Source organism: Odoribacter sp. N15.MGS-14, assembly GCF_000980245.1.
GTDB lineage: Bacteria > Bacteroidota > Bacteroidia > Bacteroidales > Marinifilaceae > Odoribacter > Odoribacter splanchnicus.
In genome coordinates, this window is record NZ_LARE01000006.1 from 39,747 (window position 1) to 55,415 (window position 15,669).

General features: G+C 44.2%; 9 protein-coding genes. 1 reads left to right on the plus strand and 8 read right to left on the minus strand.

The features are described 5' to 3' along the window. Window positions 1-7 precede the first annotated feature (7 nt). The 8 genes from WS34_RS02140 to WS34_RS02175 all read right to left on the minus strand — a co-directional run bounded on the left by WS34_RS02140 (window position 8) and on the right by WS34_RS02175 (window position 13,129). Window positions 8-694: a DUF4843 domain-containing protein gene (locus WS34_RS02140; RefSeq protein WP_022159301.1), complete on the minus strand. Its 687-nt coding sequence runs from the start codon at window positions 692-694 to the stop codon at window positions 8-10. A gap of 17 nt (window positions 695-711) precedes the next feature. Continuing rightward, the gene (locus tag WS34_RS02145; RefSeq protein ID WP_046402866.1) at window positions 712-2,166 is read right to left on the minus strand and encodes a RagB/SusD family nutrient uptake outer membrane protein; all 1,455 of its coding nucleotides are present in this window, start codon (window positions 2,164-2,166) and stop codon (window positions 712-714) included. Between the two features lie 17 nt (window positions 2,167-2,183). Beyond that, window positions 2,184-5,591 (minus strand): SusC/RagA family TonB-linked outer membrane protein, encoded by a 3,408-nt coding sequence (locus WS34_RS02150; RefSeq protein WP_046402869.1) that lies wholly within the window; start codon window positions 5,589-5,591, stop codon window positions 2,184-2,186. A gap of 162 nt (window positions 5,592-5,753) precedes the next feature. After that, window positions 5,754-7,970 carry a Gldg family protein gene (locus tag WS34_RS02155; protein ID WP_046402871.1) on the minus strand — a complete coding sequence of 739 codons (2,217 nt, stop codon included), beginning with the start codon at window positions 7,968-7,970 and terminating at the stop codon, window positions 5,754-5,756. An 18-nt stretch (window positions 7,971-7,988) separates the two neighbouring features. Beyond that, entirely contained in the window at window positions 7,989-10,298 is a 2,310-nt protein-coding gene (locus WS34_RS02160) for a Gldg family protein (RefSeq protein WP_046402874.1), read from the minus strand. Window position 10,299: 1 nt separating this feature from the next. After that, complete coding sequence (locus WS34_RS02165; RefSeq protein WP_013613718.1) at window positions 10,300-11,226, minus strand: ABC transporter ATP-binding protein; 927 nt, start codon at window positions 11,224-11,226, stop codon at window positions 10,300-10,302. Between the two features lie 91 nt (window positions 11,227-11,317). Continuing rightward, window positions 11,318-12,499, minus strand: coding sequence for a FecR family protein (locus WS34_RS02170; RefSeq protein ID WP_049782952.1), 1,182 nt, complete (start codon window positions 12,497-12,499; stop codon window positions 11,318-11,320). A gap of 72 nt (window positions 12,500-12,571) precedes the next feature. Next, window positions 12,572-13,129 (minus strand): RNA polymerase sigma factor, encoded by a 558-nt coding sequence (locus WS34_RS02175; protein ID WP_022159309.1) that lies wholly within the window; start codon window positions 13,127-13,129, stop codon window positions 12,572-12,574. Between the two features lie 330 nt (window positions 13,130-13,459). Between WS34_RS02175 and WS34_RS02180 the strand changes: the two genes are divergently transcribed. Then, window positions 13,460-15,442, plus strand: coding sequence for a DUF4954 family protein (locus tag WS34_RS02180; protein ID WP_022159310.1), 1,983 nt, complete (start codon window positions 13,460-13,462; stop codon window positions 15,440-15,442). Window positions 15,443-15,669: the final 227 nt, after the last annotated feature.

Here is a 15,669-nt window from a genome sequence, read left to right on the forward strand (position 1 = left end):
TTATAAATTAATAACAAGGGATTTTATCAACCATCGGAGTCACATTATCGTCCCACATAATATTATGTTCTATGCAATACCGTTTAAATTGTAAGGTATACGCTCTGGCAACAGAAAGTTCGACCCCTTCCAGGGTATTCACCCCTGTGCACAAGATAAACTCCTCCATTTTTTTGGATGAATACTCTCCCAATATCAAGGACTCCAATTCTCCCTTCCACCATTCCGGCTTGCTCTTCACAGCGGTAAAGGTCAGTTTGGCTCTTTGTTGCCCATCCAGACCGGGCCGGAAATGCTCGTTTGCAACGATCCGCAAACCAACTGATAAAGTCTGTTCTGTCAACAAGGGATTCGAATTCATTACAGTCACTACCAGCGTATCCGTCACCCGGTCTTTCCGGAAAACCAGGTGTTCGGGAAGTTGGTAGTCAGTCGTTCCTGCAGTCGTCAGACTATCCACTACTTCCAGGCGGTAAGTCAAATCCTCTTCCGGTATATTTCCGGTCAGCTTCAAAACAAAAGCAACTTCATGAGTCGATGCTCCGGGATAATTGGCAAAAGAAATAAATGCAGTATCGGCTCCTTTTTCATTGACGAAAGACAAATACCGCGGCCCTTCGTAAAATCCGGTTGTATGATGGGTACAGGCTCCGATCACGAAGCACAGCAAACCGATAAATATGTATCTGTTCATAATTTTCACGATTAACATTAATTGATCACTTCATTATCCGGCAGAGGAAATACAAAACCATCGTCAGGCATAGATTCCAGGGGTTTTATGTTCAAACGTTTAAAATAATAATACAACTGCCCTTCCTGCATAAATTCACGCCGGGCCTCATCGATCAGTATCTTTTTAAAATCGTCGAGGCTGGAAACCGTCAGCCGTCCTTTAGTACAATCCCGGGCAACACGTACCTGATCCAGTTGTTCGATAGCGGCCTGAGTCTCTCCTTTCCGGTAAAGATATTCGGCTTGAATAAAATACATCTCGCTCACCCGGATCAGCGGAATCAAATCCTCGGTTTGCGTATATTCCAAGGTATTGTTGGTCGGTAAAATATATTTATTACAGATCCGGTCGGCTCCCGAAGTCTCTGTCAAATACTCTTTCCTCACATCTGCCTCATCATCGAAAATACCGGGATATCCGGCCAGTACAAGTCGGTCGGAACTCGTCGTATAATAAGGCTCATAATTATCCAGGTTCAATTCGTTCGACAGGGCAAAAATCACTTCTTTATACCGTTTCCGATCATTGTTCTGTACCTCCTCCTTCTTTGACAACTGGAAACAAACTGCAGCATATTCTTCTGCATAGGCATCCAGTACTTCTTGTGCACAATGAGCGGCTTTTTCATATTCGCCCATATAATTATAAACCCTGGCCAGCTGGGCTATAACAGCGTAATAATTCATACGGAATCCCCGGTAAAGGAAAAACAAATCGGTTACCGAACTGCTCACCCAGTTATTCTTAATCCGTTTTTCAGCCACCAACATCGATTTGTCGGGTAGTGTATCGAACGGAGCTACTAAGTTTTTGGCCTGGAGCAAATCCCGTTCTACCAGCGACAAAATCTCCTGTACACTTTTATCCGGTTCGTAGGTAGAAGGATAATTCTCGAAATAAGGCATGTAATTTCCCGAAGGATTGGTCACCGGTGCCGGAGCCCAAAGCCGCAGTAAATCAAAATGCAGGAAAGCCCGTAAAGCCAGCGCCTCCCCCTGGATCATATGCTGTTCTGCCTCACCTCCTCTGAATTTAGAGGGATCCTCCCCGGTAATCCGCCCGACAATATTGTTACAGTTTGCAATCGAATTATAGGTATTCGACCAGATAACCTGAATCACCGACTTCACTGTTTCATCACGGTAAGCATAATTCTTTCCCGCGATTCCATATGCCGAATAATTCGACAATTTTTGAGTATTGTACAACTGTCCCAAAACATCAATAAATCCCCAGCTCATCTGCTGCCCGTACATCGAAGTCTGAGACATCTGGCGGTATACACCGTTCAACGCATTCCGGTATCCCTCTCCGGTGGAAAACAAATCTTTTTCATCCACAGAATCCTCCGGAATCACATCCAGCCAATTACTGCAACCTCCCAATGGCAACAGTAAACAACAGGCTATTATCCAATGATATATTTTCATAATTCAAAATTTAAAAATTAGAAAGCAGCTTTCAGCGAAAAATTAAAACTCCGGGCATAAGGATAATTCAATCCTCTTTCCACCTTCACCGACGACCAACGGCAAACATCGTTCGCACCGATCTCAAAACGCAGCATACTCAAGCCGATCGTCTTCATCCACTTCTGCCCGGCATCGAAATCATATCCCAGAGAAATAGAGTTCAGGGTCAATACATTGTTATCCTCGACAAAACGGGAAGTCGGACGGGTACGCATAATACTGCCGCCCACTCCGCTGGTCAGCTTACGGTAACGAGCCTTATCCCCCGGTTCTTGCCAACGTTCGGAGAACACCCGTTTATCGACATTAGAGGTGTATACATTCACATCTTCTACTTTGTCACGTAAAGTGCTGTTGTATATCTGGCCGCCGGCTTCATACATAAAAGTCATATACAAACTCAGATTTTTATAAGTGGCATTCAACCCGAAAGTACCTTGTATTTTGGGTTCTGTATCCCCCAAGACCACCTGATCGTTCGTATTCCAGGTATTGGTAATGCTTCCGTCCGGGCGGATAAAAATCTCCTCTCCGGTAGCAGGATCGATTCCAAGTGAGGGAACTCCCCAAATCGACGTCTGGGATCCTCCTTCGACATATTGAGTAAACGGCTGGGTATTCGAACCGTCGAACCGGTTACTGTTGGCAAAATGGTCTTTTACCCGGTCATTGTAAGCCTTCAGACTCTCCGATATTTTCAGGATTCTATTTTCATTGTGGGCCAGGTTAGCGAAAACAGCTACAAACAGATCTTTTCGACGGACTACTTCGCTCCGGAATTCCAGTTCATATCCTTTATTTTCCACCTCTCCGATATTATCCATATAAGTGGTAAAACCTGTCGAACTCGGAATCGTCACCGAATTGACGAGATCCACCGTTTTTTTCTGATAATAAGAAGCTTTGATATAAAGCAGGCGTTTCCATAAACTCAGTTCAACACCGGCATCCCAGGTATTCGTCGTTTCCCAGGTTAGGTTTGTATTCCCCAAAGCATAGAGGGTACCACCGAAACCGGTTTTATACCAACCGTCCGTAAACATTTTATAAGTCGTTCGGGCTACATAAGGCGGAAAATTCACTTTCCCGGTTTGTCCGTATGAAACCCGTATTTTCAACTGGTCAATAACCGTTTGTCCTTTCATAAAACCGTAGTTATGAATATTGACACCGGTCCCCGCAGACCAGAAGGGAGCAAACCGTTTATCCGCCCCGAATTCCGAAGAACCGTCCATACGTACCGAAGCATCCAGCAAATACACATCGTTATAACTGTAATTCAGGGTCCCCAGAAAACCGATCAGCCGGGTGGAATTATCGGAACTTACCGGTTTGGAAACAATTTCTTCGGCATAATTCGGAGAACTCAAAGCCCCGGAAGGGAATCCCCGGTAAGAAGCCGAAATATTATCGGTTTTGGCAGAGCGGGCATTCACCCCCAACAACAAATTGATATGGTGTTTTTCGACAGAACGGTTATAAGACAGGGTTGAACTCAGATCCCAGTAGAACTCATTTCCCCTACTGGTATTCAATTCGCCGGAAGAAGGATTTTCTGCAGTCTGGGGAGTTGTATTTTTCGAAGACAACGGATCCAGAAAACGTTTCGTATCGGTAATCTTACGCGTCAGGCTGAATTGAGTTTTCCATAACAAACCGGTAGTTATATTCCAGTTGATACCCAGATTATTGACAATTTCTTCATATTTGGATTTATCGAAATTGGATAAAGTCGCCTCATAAAGAGGATTAGGGCGTTTTTCATTCTTTCCGTCCCAATTGGGCAGATTTTCCAGATAGTTCCCCTCGTCGTCCTTATAAGGATCGTAAGGCTGACAACCGGTATAGTCGGAAAAAGCCCCGTAAGGAGACTCCTGCGAACGGGTATTGGTATAAGTGACCATATTTTTGAGCTGGAATGAACCGATCCGGTAATCCAGATATACGCCGGCTCCCACCCGGTTCCGGAAAGACTCTTTCATCACCCCGTCTTCATTATTGTAGCTCAATTGTATGCCGAAACGGAAATTATCCGATCCGCCGTCGACGCTCAGGCTGTGTTTGTGATTGAAAGAGGTCTGTAACGGTTTCGATAACCAGTAAGTATCCACCCCTCTGGTAATGGAAGCCAATTTAGCGTAATATTGCTGTTCGGCTCCCAAAGGATTATCTTTAGCCAGATCTTCGAATACTCCGGCCGCCACTTCCGTTTCGAGTTTCTCGCGTGCATTCATCAGGTTATAATCCGACAGATCGGGTACCGTAACATCCCCTGTAAAATTATAGGACACATTCAGCTTACCCATCTGAGGAGCCACCGTCGTAATCACCACCACACCGTTGGCAGCCCTGGAACCATACAAAGCCGTAGCCGCAGCATCTTTCAGGATGGTAATACTTTCAATACGGTTAGGATCCATATCGTATAACTGTTCCACACTGATCTGAAAACCATCCATGATAAAGGTCGGTAAGTTGGGATTATCCTTCAGAGCCGATTTCGTCAAAGGATCACGGTCCAATTCCTTTACACCGCTGATACCCGACCTTCCCCGCACATACATTTCGGGCAGCGCATTCGGATCGGACCCCCAATCGTTATTGGTTTGAATACGGAATGAAGGATCGAAAGTCTGTAATGCCTTGATGACATTCGATTTCGAAACGGACATCAATTCATCTTTGGTCACTGTAACCGAATTTCCGGTAAAACTTGTTTTACGGACATTCCCGTACCCGGTCACCACGACTTCTTTCATCTCTTTGATATCCGGTTTAAGCGAAACCAATATTTCCGTTTGCCCTTTTTTCAGGTTTACAAGCCTCGTTTCCATCCCTACAAACGATACCAGTAAAGTAACCGTATCCCTTTCCATGACTTCCATCGTAAATTTCCCGTGTGAATCAGTGACTACTCCGTAGGATGTCCCCTTCAATAAAACCGTAGCTCCCGGTAAAGCCAGGTTATTTTCATCGGTCACCTTTCCTCTGACCACCTGTACATTCACCCGGGAGTCCTGCCGTTGTTTTTCCGGCCGGATAATAATGACCTCATTCTCCACTTCATAGGTGAGATCCGTATTTTGCAGTAATTGTCCTAGAAAATCTTCGACTTCCGCATCTTTCACATCTATATCTCTTTTGCCATATCTGTTTACTTCCTCTACCCGGTATAAAAAACGGTAACCGGACTTTTCCCGGACCTCTTTTAAAACCTCGTCAATTGTAACCCCCTGCCTTTTTGCAGTAATACGCGTCTGAGAATAAGCTTTTGCCTGGATGGAAAACACCAACACCAGTACCAGTAAAATCCCCGCCTTTTCCAGAGAGAAATTTAACTGCAGCAAAATACTTTTCAGTAAAAAATTTCGCTTTTTTTTCATAATTTTACATGCTTAGTAGTTAATGATAGTAACGACACCCCGTTAATTGCTGAGTTCTTACGGAAGATTATCCCCAATAATCTTCCGTTTTTCGATATATAGAACACATCAATCCAAGAAAGGGATGAATAAAAAAGATACTTTTTTAAGATAATTTTCACATTATTGCCTTTTCCGTTTCAGCCGGAATCCTATCGCCCCTCCCAAGACGAGTAAAGGAATCAGGCCGATAAAAAGACCTTTTATCCATCCGATATCGGCAATATCGAGATAATGGGTATCGTCCGTAGGAGATGGACGGCTATTATCCACCGGGAATTGCTGATAAGTCATATAATGCAACATCTCCATGAATAACCCGAAATTATTCAGTCGGACATCGTCTTTCCGTAAAGCCAGTCCTTCGGTACTGAACCAATCGGCATCCCCGGAAACGATAATACGTTGTTCTTCTCCTCCCAGCTGCCGTTTCAAAGCCAGCATAAGCGTATCCCCGGCATATTCCACGATAGGTACCCCCTGAAATCCGTAGCCTGCATTGAACGACAAAGCCGTAGTACCCGGAAAAGCGACTTGGTATTGCCGGGCTAAAAGCCCTGCACCGACTCCGGTTTGTTGTGCTCCGGATTCAGCGATATCACCGACAATAAAATCTTCCTCCCAGTCGGCCTCCTCATGTTGCAGGATTATTCCTTCCTTAAAGCCGATTCCCAGATTTTTCACCAACCCGTTCATCAATTCTTGTTTACCCGGTTCACCGGTAATGATCAGATTACCTCCTTTAGCTATATATGAATCCAGTAATCCCTGTTCCTGAGGGGACAATCTTTTTTCAGGAGCCGCAATAACCAGAATATCGATATCTTCGGGAATAACCGTCCGGCCGGTCAAATTCAGGGTATCTACATCAAACCCCTGATTCACTAAAGCATTCCGGCCGTTTCTTTGAATCAGTGAATATAATCCACCTTTATCATTCCAATACAAGCTCCGCTCCCCGTGTCCGGTCAGAAAAACTATTCTGGAAGCATCGGTCACCAACCGTTTCAAGGCCACCGTAATCTCTGTTTCCCTGGGGCGGATATCCATGCCGTCGTAAAAACGCAGAAAAGATTTCCGGCCGTTCGCCCGTTCCAGTAGATAAATCATCCGGTTTCCTTCGGAGGTCAGATCGATCTGCCGGTGAATTTCTTCCGGAGACAGAAAAAATTCCGGATCCAGGTCCTCGTCATCACATATTTTCAGCATTTGTTCCCTCAAAGGTAAAGAAGCCGTAGCCCCACGGAAACGGCTATGATCGGTGCTATCATAAAAATAGACATATTTCAAGCGGGTATCGGGTTTAAAACGTAGAAAAGGTTTCAATTCCCGGAGGTTCGACATTTGATTCTCCGGCATCCCTGCCGGAGCACTTTTATCCAATAAATTGACATACATGGTAATAGTCAGCTGATCGTCGATCAGATTCATGACCCGTTGGCCTTCGCGGGTGATGGTATTGTGTTCGGTTTCCGTCGTATCATAATAACACATGAACATCGGTTTCGAAGTCAGGTATCCGATTCCCAGAGCGATACAAACCACTCCCCCGTAACGTGCCCACCGCCACCACCAGGAATAATGCTGCTTGGTCGATTGCAATTTCAAAACAGACAAGGTCAAAAATAATCCGATCACCACCCCAAAGTACACGACATCTTCACTGCATATCAGTCCTGCCGTAAACGTTTTGGCCCGTCCCGACAAAGACAGCCACCAGGTAATCTCCTGTATGACAGGAATATCCTGCCAAAGTCCGCCTACAAAATTCAAGCAGGTAAGTATCACCAGTGTACCGACTGCTGCCACGATCTGGTAAGAAGTCAGGGTAGACATAAAGAGACCGATAGCCGAATAAGCACACAAAACCAGATAAATACCGAGTAACCCGGACAATATCAGCGGAATATCGAGGTTTTTCACAAAAATAAAAGCAAACACCACCTGCAGGAGCAAAATGACCAGCATCAATCCACCGTACAACATCATAGCAAGAAATTTCCCCCCGATAATCTGAAAATTAGTTACCGGCGAAGAATATAATAACTTGATAGAACCGGAACTATATTCCCGGCTCATCAATGCCATTGTCAGTAAAGGAATATACAGATACAGATTATTCAGCACCTTGAAGAACGAACCGCTATCCCCCAACAATAAAATCACTGTCTGGAAAGGAATCTGCCCCCGTCCCAAAGCTTTATTCTGCAATTGATAGCTAAAAGTATCACAAAATGCCATTCCGGCCTGAAAAGCAAAAATGATCAGGATCAGCCAGGCTATCGGTGAATAGAAAAACAAACGAAGTTCTGTCTGTGCTATTCTAAAAATCGTTTTCATTTGAACTTTCTTTTAATCTTAATTTCTTTTTCTTCTGTAGTGAACCACTCCATAAGCCAGGGCCAAAAGACCGGGCAGCAATCCCATGGTTCCGAATTTCAGCCAGGGCATATCCTTCCGTCCCAAATACAATTCGTTGTCACGGGGAGGTATACTGGGGAGCAATACCGGAAATTCATCCCGGGCCAACCAGCGGAAAGATTCGGTAGCCAGAGTGAAATTAGCAGTCTTAACTCCCTGCCGGGCCCGGGTCAGCTCTGCATTACTGATACAATCGGCATCCCCGGCAACTAAAATCCGCTGTTCTTTATCCCCGACCTTACGGTCCAGGGCGACAATGACAGGCAGTACTTTCCCTTCGGCCGGGCCCGGATGATTCAGACCCTTCAAAGCATCTTCTGCATACAACCGGTTCACTTGCCAACTGATGGAATCCCCCACACAGGCAACAGGTGTTATCCCGAAGCCCTTTTTCTGTATTTCCAGACCTGTACAACCAGGTAAAGCAAAACAAAAACCATATTGCCGCATTTTCTGGAAAACCGGGAACTTTTCATCCCCCTCCGGATCCATTCCGGCAATTGTCAAAGAAGGTAAATATCCTTCCCTGGCCTGTAACAGCATCCCATTCCGGAATCTCACCCCAATCAATTCTGCCAACGGATTTATAAATTCCTGCGTACCCGGTTCACCCAGCAAAAACAAATTTCCCCCGCGTTCAATATATTCGCAGATCATCCGGAAATCTCCCTCCGGGATCTTACTTCTTACATCGGCTATTACTAAAATATCCACTTCATCCGGAATTCTCTCCTTTCCGGAAAGAGAGAAATCTTCCACATCGAACCCTTGATTGATCAAAGCACTCCGCAAAGACAGCTCAGAGGAAAAAAAACTATAATCCATTTCTCTCTTATTCGTACTATTCCGTTCGCCGTATCCGGTCAGAAAACACAATTTGGGCGGTTTTACCAACAACCTTTTCAGAGCAGCAGTCATCTCCTGCTCACTGGGGAATACATACATATCTTTATACACCCGTAACCAGGTCTTCCGTTCACCGTTCCATTCCACCTGGCGGACAAAATGATTCAATTCTCCGCTCAGATCGATCTTCCGGCGAATCTCTTCCGGCGTCAGAAACATACCGAAATCCAAGCCCTTAGCCTGGCAGATTTTTTCAGCCCTTTCCCGGTCCGACAACCCGGGATACAATTCGTCCAGATATTTATATCCGGCATAATCATAATAATACACATAATCCAGTTTCAAATTCCGCTTAAAGCGGGCATAAGGGCGGAAACGTTCGAAATCCTTTTTATGTGCCGCTGGCAGCCCACTCTCATAATTGGCATCCAATAAATTCACATATGTAGTGATCTTCAGTTCTCCTTTCAATTGCCGGAGTAAATCCTGTGAAAGAACAGAAATAGTATTACTCTGCGTAGCGGTCGTATCCCAATACCAGGTAAGAAAAGGACGTGACGAAACATAACTGAGCACAACGACTCCTACTGCCAATCCCGTTAATTTCAGTATTTTTTTCCTCCCCGGCTGTTTTTCTCTTACCGCCTGTAAACGCCAGACCGAAAGTAAGAGAAAAGCAGCGATCACCACCAAAAAGTAAATTAAGTTTTCCGTATTGATCATGCCGGCGACAAAAAGGCCTACCCTACCGTTCAAAGCCAGCCAATAAGTAATATCCCGGACCAAAGGTATCTCCTGTCCCACTCCGCCGATAAAATTCAAAAAAGATAAAAAAGCCAGAGTTCCGATAGCAGCCACTACCTGATAGGAAGTGAGGCAGGACATAAACAGCCCGATGACAGCATAAGCACAAATCAGCAGATACATACCCAAAAAATTCGAAAAAATCAGCGTACCGTCCATATGCCCGATCGTCAAAGCCCCCAGACCGACATATACTAAAATCACCCCCAGCAAAACGGCACAATAAATCATAACCGACAAGTATTTTCCCAGGATAATCTGGGCACTAGTCACCGGAGAAGAATACAATAGCTTTATAGAGCCGCTGCTGAATTCCCGGCTCATCAGTCCCATGGTCAGCAAAGGAATATAAAAATACAAGTGTTCCAGCATCACCGGGAAAATACCTTTTCCGCTCGTAAACACACTACCCGTCAGAGCCTGAACCTCATATCCTAAAGATTGGCTCTTTATCGCCGGCCAGATCACGTCACAAAACGAAAACCCACATTGTACGGCAAATACCACCAAAATCAACCAGGCTACAGGAGAATAAAAAATAACCCTCAATTCTGTCCGGGCGATTTGGTAAACTATATTGAAATCTTTGAGCCTCATATCATTTACTATTCTTAGATAAACGTGCAAAAATGGTATCCAGCGATTCCCGCTCCAGGCAAATTTCTTCCAATTGCCATCCTTTCTCTACACTCCGGGCAATGACCTGTTGTGTAATACCGGCCGGAGCTGTGAAATATACGCGATACTCCCTGAGGGTCAACGGTTCGACTTCCGAAATGCCATCGATATTTTTCAATTCTTCCGGAGCCGGCGGATTACCGAAAGTCACCAAAAAAGAACAAGGTTCTACATAATTATTAAATTCTTCCATCGTACCCGAAAAAATCATATGACCGTGTTCTATCATTTTGATCTTATCACAGGTGGCCTGTACTTCCGACAAGATATGGGTAGAAAGCATAACTGCCCGTTCAGCAGCGATCTCCTTAATCAGGTGTCTGACCTCTACGATCTGCACCGGATCGAGCCCGTTAGTCGGTTCGTCCAGTACCACAAAGCGCGGATTATGAACGATTGCCTGTGCAATTCCCACCCGTTGCTGATAACCCCCGGACAAATTTCCGATCAACCGCTTTTTAAAATGTGTAATGCCGCATTTAGCTTCGGCCGTATCTACTGCCTGCCGGATTTCCCGGGCGTCCATCAGCCGCAGACGGGCACAATAAGTCAGGTATTCATCAACGGATAATTCCGGATATAAAGGTGGCCGTTGCGGTAAAAAACCGATATACTTCTTGGCCTCTACCGGATCGGTCCTCAAATTGATACCGTTGATAAAAACCTCCCCTTCGGTCTGATTCAAAACCCCACAGATAATATTCATCGTCGTCGATTTACCTGCTCCGTTAGAACCCAATAACCCCAAAATCCCCCTCTGACTGATTTCGAAATTAATGTCTTGAATAGCCCACTGTGTTGCATAACGATGCGATAAGTGCCGGGCTTCTACGATTGTTTCTCCCATAAATAAGCTGATTATTTTAGTTAAGTTAAGACATGAAAAAAGCCGGGTAAGCCGCTTTCTCACCCCCATTCATCATTATATCAGGTAATTGTTATATTATTTGAACTACGACAGTGCGACCGGTCACCAGAAACCGTATATTAGTGGCTTTTTCCAACATCCGCAAAGCGACGGAAAAATCATCGTACCTCTCCAAATCTCCGGTAAAATGAAAATTTTTGAGTTCCTCGTTTTGATAAAAAACAGAAATATTATACCACCGGGCCAGACTGTTCAAAATATTTTCCAGAGGTTCATCTTCAAAAATAAATTTACCGTCCTTCCAAGCCGAAAAATAGTTTGCATTCACCTCTATTTTGTGAAATCTCCGATGCCGTAAGTCACAGACTGCCTGTTGATCAGGTGCCAGTTCCAAAGCTTCCTTCCCCATCATAACCCTGACTTTTCCACAATTCAGCGTCGTTTTTACCACCTCATCCCCCGAATAAGCCTGCACATTGAACTCTGTCCCCAATACCTCTACTTTCAATTTATCGTATACATTCACGATAAAAGGATGCAAGCTATCTTTTTCCACTTTAAAATAAGCCTCTCCTTTTAAACTGACCTGCCGGGTCTGCCCCGTAAATACGACCGGAAAACGAATTTCCGAATCAGCATTCATCCACACATAGCTCCCATCCGGTAGCCGAACTTCATATTCCCCACCACGGGGTACAACGATCGTATTGTACTTGATTTCGGCCTGTTCTGCGGCCTGTAAATCTTGCAGACAATATTCCGCCAACAGACCGGTATTCTTTACAGTCACCGATTCATCCACCTGAATTTCCTGGTTCAGGGAATCCTGCAAAATAATCTGTTTGCCTTCGTTCGTAATCAGAACTGCTTTCGAAGATCCCGGATGAATGGACTGGACCAATAAGTCTGAAGGCTGCAAACGGCTATACCGGTTATACACCAGTAAAGTCCCGACACCGATCAATAACAGCAGACAAGCTACCACCCGGTAACGGGTGAAGAAACGGCGTTTTCGTACAGGAACGTCAGCAATCTGTTCCCGAAGTTTATGCCACACTCCGTCTACATCCAATCCGTCCACATATAAATTTCTCTTTTGCAACTCGGCCTGGTTCCTGATTTTTGCATAAAGACGGGCATGCTCCTCTTGTAAGCTCCAAGCTTCCAGTTCTGCCTGCTCTTCAGCGGTGATAATACCTAACCACTGTCTTCTGATCAGATCTGCCATCCGGTATTCTTCCTGATACTCCATTTCATTGTACATTCAAGATTCTGTCCTAAGAACACACAAAGATTGTAAAAGGATGAATGGGAATCATTTTTTTTATTTTTTCCGGAATAAAATATACAACAACACGGGGAAATAACCTTTCAGGGAATTTTTCAACATTTTCAGTGCGTTGTATTTCAGGGTTTTTACAGTAGTAACTGCGATTCCCAATATTTCCGAGATTTCTTTATTTTGCTTTCCCTCGAGAGCCAGCCGCATAATTTTTCCACTTTGTACAGGTAATTCCGCAATTGCATTAGAGATCAAGCGATATGTTTCTTCCTGTATCAGTTGTTCTTGAAAAGAAAGTTGCTTATCAGGCAGTTCGATCTGGGAAAAATCGATCGTTTTCTTTTTATCTCTCAGGTAATTATAACAAAGATTACGCACTGCAACGTAAAGAAAAGTCCTGAAATCCGGTATTTTGTCATATTCCGCCTTTTTTTCCCATAAACGGATAAAAACATCCTGTACAATATCCTCTGCCACTTCCCTGTTAGCGACCAATTTTCCGGCAATCACACACATAGAGGGATAATACTGCCGAAATAATGCCTCAAAAGCACTCAAATTCCCACACTTGATATCTTCAAAAAGGATTTCTTTATTCATTCACGTTGCACAACTTTTACCGACGAAGCTAAAAATAATAATCAATTTCAGACCTCAGGATATTTAAAACCACGGTATCAGCACTGAAAGTCTCCTTAGGATCACTTCCGTAAAACCGAACAAATATAATTACTTTTTTCTTATTGAAAAGCAAAAAATATTCGTTTCTTCAGGCTATTCATATCCCATTACACTGATTACAAACCACTTAACCAAACAAACTTCTATTTATTTTTAAGCGTTCATTCATTTCCCCGACCGTTTCTATCCACCGGATAAATATTGATGCAAAAAGTATATCTTTGCATTCAGATAAAATAACAAAATCGTATGGTATTGAGAAATCTGACCCAGGAGGAAATCACCCGGCTGCAAGCACAAGGCTGCAGTTCGACAGATTGGCAACGTGTAAAAGTTGCTTCCGGATTTAAAACCGATTATATACAAAATGTCCGTTTTTCAGGAGATATCGAACTAGGCATATTCGATTACGAGTTCATTTTAGAGGGAGGACTCCCCAGACATGCCGGTTTGTTCAATGTCACCTTACACAACTGTCGGGTGGGTAATAATGTCCTGATCGAAAATATCCCCAATTATATCGCCAACTACCGGATCGGAGAAAATTGTTTTATACAGAATGCCAATCTGATCGTAACGGAAGGACGTTCGTCCTTTGGAAACGGAACTTTAGTGGCTGTATTGAATGAAACCGGAGGACGGGAAGTGCCTATTTTCAATGAATTATCGGCCCATCTGGCTTATATTATCGCCCTATACCGCCATTTTCCTGTCCTGACCGAGCGTCTCAAGGCACTGATCGAACGATATACCGAGCAAGTGTCCTCGACAGAAGGAAAAATCGGTAATCACGTACGAATCATCAACACCGGAACGATCCGTAACGTCTGCATAGGCGATTACACGACCATCGAAGGTACATCCCGTTTGAAAAACGGTTCCATCAACAGTAATGCAGAAGCACCGGTATTTATCGGTCATAATGTGATGGCTGAAGATTTCATTTTTTCTTCGGGCACCTGTATCAACGACGGAGCAGCTTTAGTACGGTGTTTCATCGGGCAAGCCTGTCATTTAGGCCATCTGTTCTCAGCTCATGATTCTCTATTCTTCAGCAATTGCCAGGGAGAAAACGGAGAGGCTTGTGCCGTATTTGCCGGTCCTTATACGGTGACCATGCATAAATCCAGTCTGTTGATCGCCGGTATGTTCTCTTTTCTGAATGCCGGTAGTGGTTCAAACCAAAGCAATCATCTTTATAAATTGGGACCCATCCACCAAGGTATCGTCGAACGCGGTTCGAAAACAACCAGTGATTCTTATATACTCTGGCCGGCGAAAATCGGGGCTTTTTCTTTGATTATGGGGCGGCATGTCAGCCATCCGGATACTTCGGACCTGCCTTTTTCCTATCTGATCGAACAAAATAACCAGACTTATCTGGTACCGGCAGTCAATCTAAGGAGTGTCGGTACGATCCGGGATGCTCAGAAATGGCCCAAACGTGACAAACGCAAAGACAGCCATCAACTCGATTATATTAATTTTAACCTGCTCAGTCCCTATACCATTCAGAAAATGCTGAGCGGTATAGAAGTACTCCGCACCCTGCAACAGGTGTCCGGTGAAACTTCGGAAGAATATTCATACCAAAGTGCACACATCAAAAGTAATTCCCTGAAAAAAGGTATCCAATATTATTCCATGGCTATCAACAAATTTCTAGGGAACTCGATCATTAAAAGGCTGGAAAACCTGACATTTCACAACAACGAAGAGATCCGCCAGCGCCTGGCCCCTACCCGGACAGAAGGTAGCGGCGAATGGGTAGACCTTTCCGGTCTGATCGTCCCCCAACAAGGGATCATCCGCCTGATCCGCCGGATAGAAAACGGAGAGATCGAATCTGTCGGACAGATCACGGATACTTTCCGCCAACTTCATGCCGACTATTATCAACTCGAATGGACCTGGGCTTGGGAAGTCATGCAACCCTGGTACCGGGTCACACCTGAAAGTATCACAGCCGGGGATGTGATCCGGATAGTGAATACCTGGAAAGAAGCTGTGGTCAATCTCGATAAAATGCTTTATGAAGATGCGAAAAAAGAATTTTCCATGACAGCTCAAACCGGTTTCGGAGCCGACGGTAATCAAAAACAAAAGAAGATCGATTTCGAACAGGTACGGGGAGCTTTTGAAAATAATCCTTTCGTGGAAACCGTCCAGGAACACATAAAGGCAAAAACCGCTTTAGGTGATGAATTGATCGAACGATTAAAAAATATTTAAAAATAATTGGATATAAACTAAAAATTATATTTCTTTGTAAAGCCGGATACAAGAGGTATCGGCATTTTTTTATTTCATGTAGCGTTTTCAAAAGCGCCTTAGAATCAAGAAACTGGTAATTTCAATTGTGATTCATTTACAACAACTAAGGCGGATATTGACAACGCTCGCGTAGTGAGTACGTATATAAATATACATATTCTAAGCGTGAGCTTGTCTTACCCGGT

What these genes read in the sequence shown, in the direction of transcription:
- WS34_RS02160 (WP_046402874.1), bottom strand. Translation starts at nt 10,298, where the DNA reads ATGAGGCTCAAAGATTTCAATATAGTTTACCAAATCGCCCGGACAGAA.
- WS34_RS02155 (WP_046402871.1), bottom strand. Translation starts at nt 7,970, where the DNA reads ATGAAAACGATTTTTAGAATAGCACAGACAGAACTTCGTTTGTTTTTC.
- WS34_RS02170 (WP_049782952.1), bottom strand. Translation starts at nt 12,499, where the DNA reads ATGGAGTATCAGGAAGAATACCGGATGGCAGATCTGATCAGAAGACAG.
- WS34_RS02145 (WP_046402866.1), bottom strand. Translation starts at nt 2,166, where the DNA reads ATGAAAATATATCATTGGATAATAGCCTGTTGTTTACTGTTGCCATTG.
- WS34_RS02140 (WP_022159301.1), bottom strand. Translation starts at nt 694, where the DNA reads ATGAACAGATACATATTTATCGGTTTGCTGTGCTTCGTGATCGGAGCC.
- WS34_RS02150 (WP_046402869.1), bottom strand. Translation starts at nt 5,591, where the DNA reads ATGAAAAAAAAGCGAAATTTTTTACTGAAAAGTATTTTGCTGCAGTTA.
- WS34_RS02180 (WP_022159310.1), top strand. Translation starts at nt 13,460, where the DNA reads ATGGTATTGAGAAATCTGACCCAGGAGGAAATCACCCGGCTGCAAGCA.
- WS34_RS02165 (WP_013613718.1), bottom strand. Translation starts at nt 11,226, where the DNA reads ATGGGAGAAACAATCGTAGAAGCCCGGCACTTATCGCATCGTTATGCA.
- WS34_RS02175 (WP_022159309.1), bottom strand. Translation starts at nt 13,129, where the DNA reads ATGAATAAAGAAATCCTTTTTGAAGATATCAAGTGTGGGAATTTGAGT.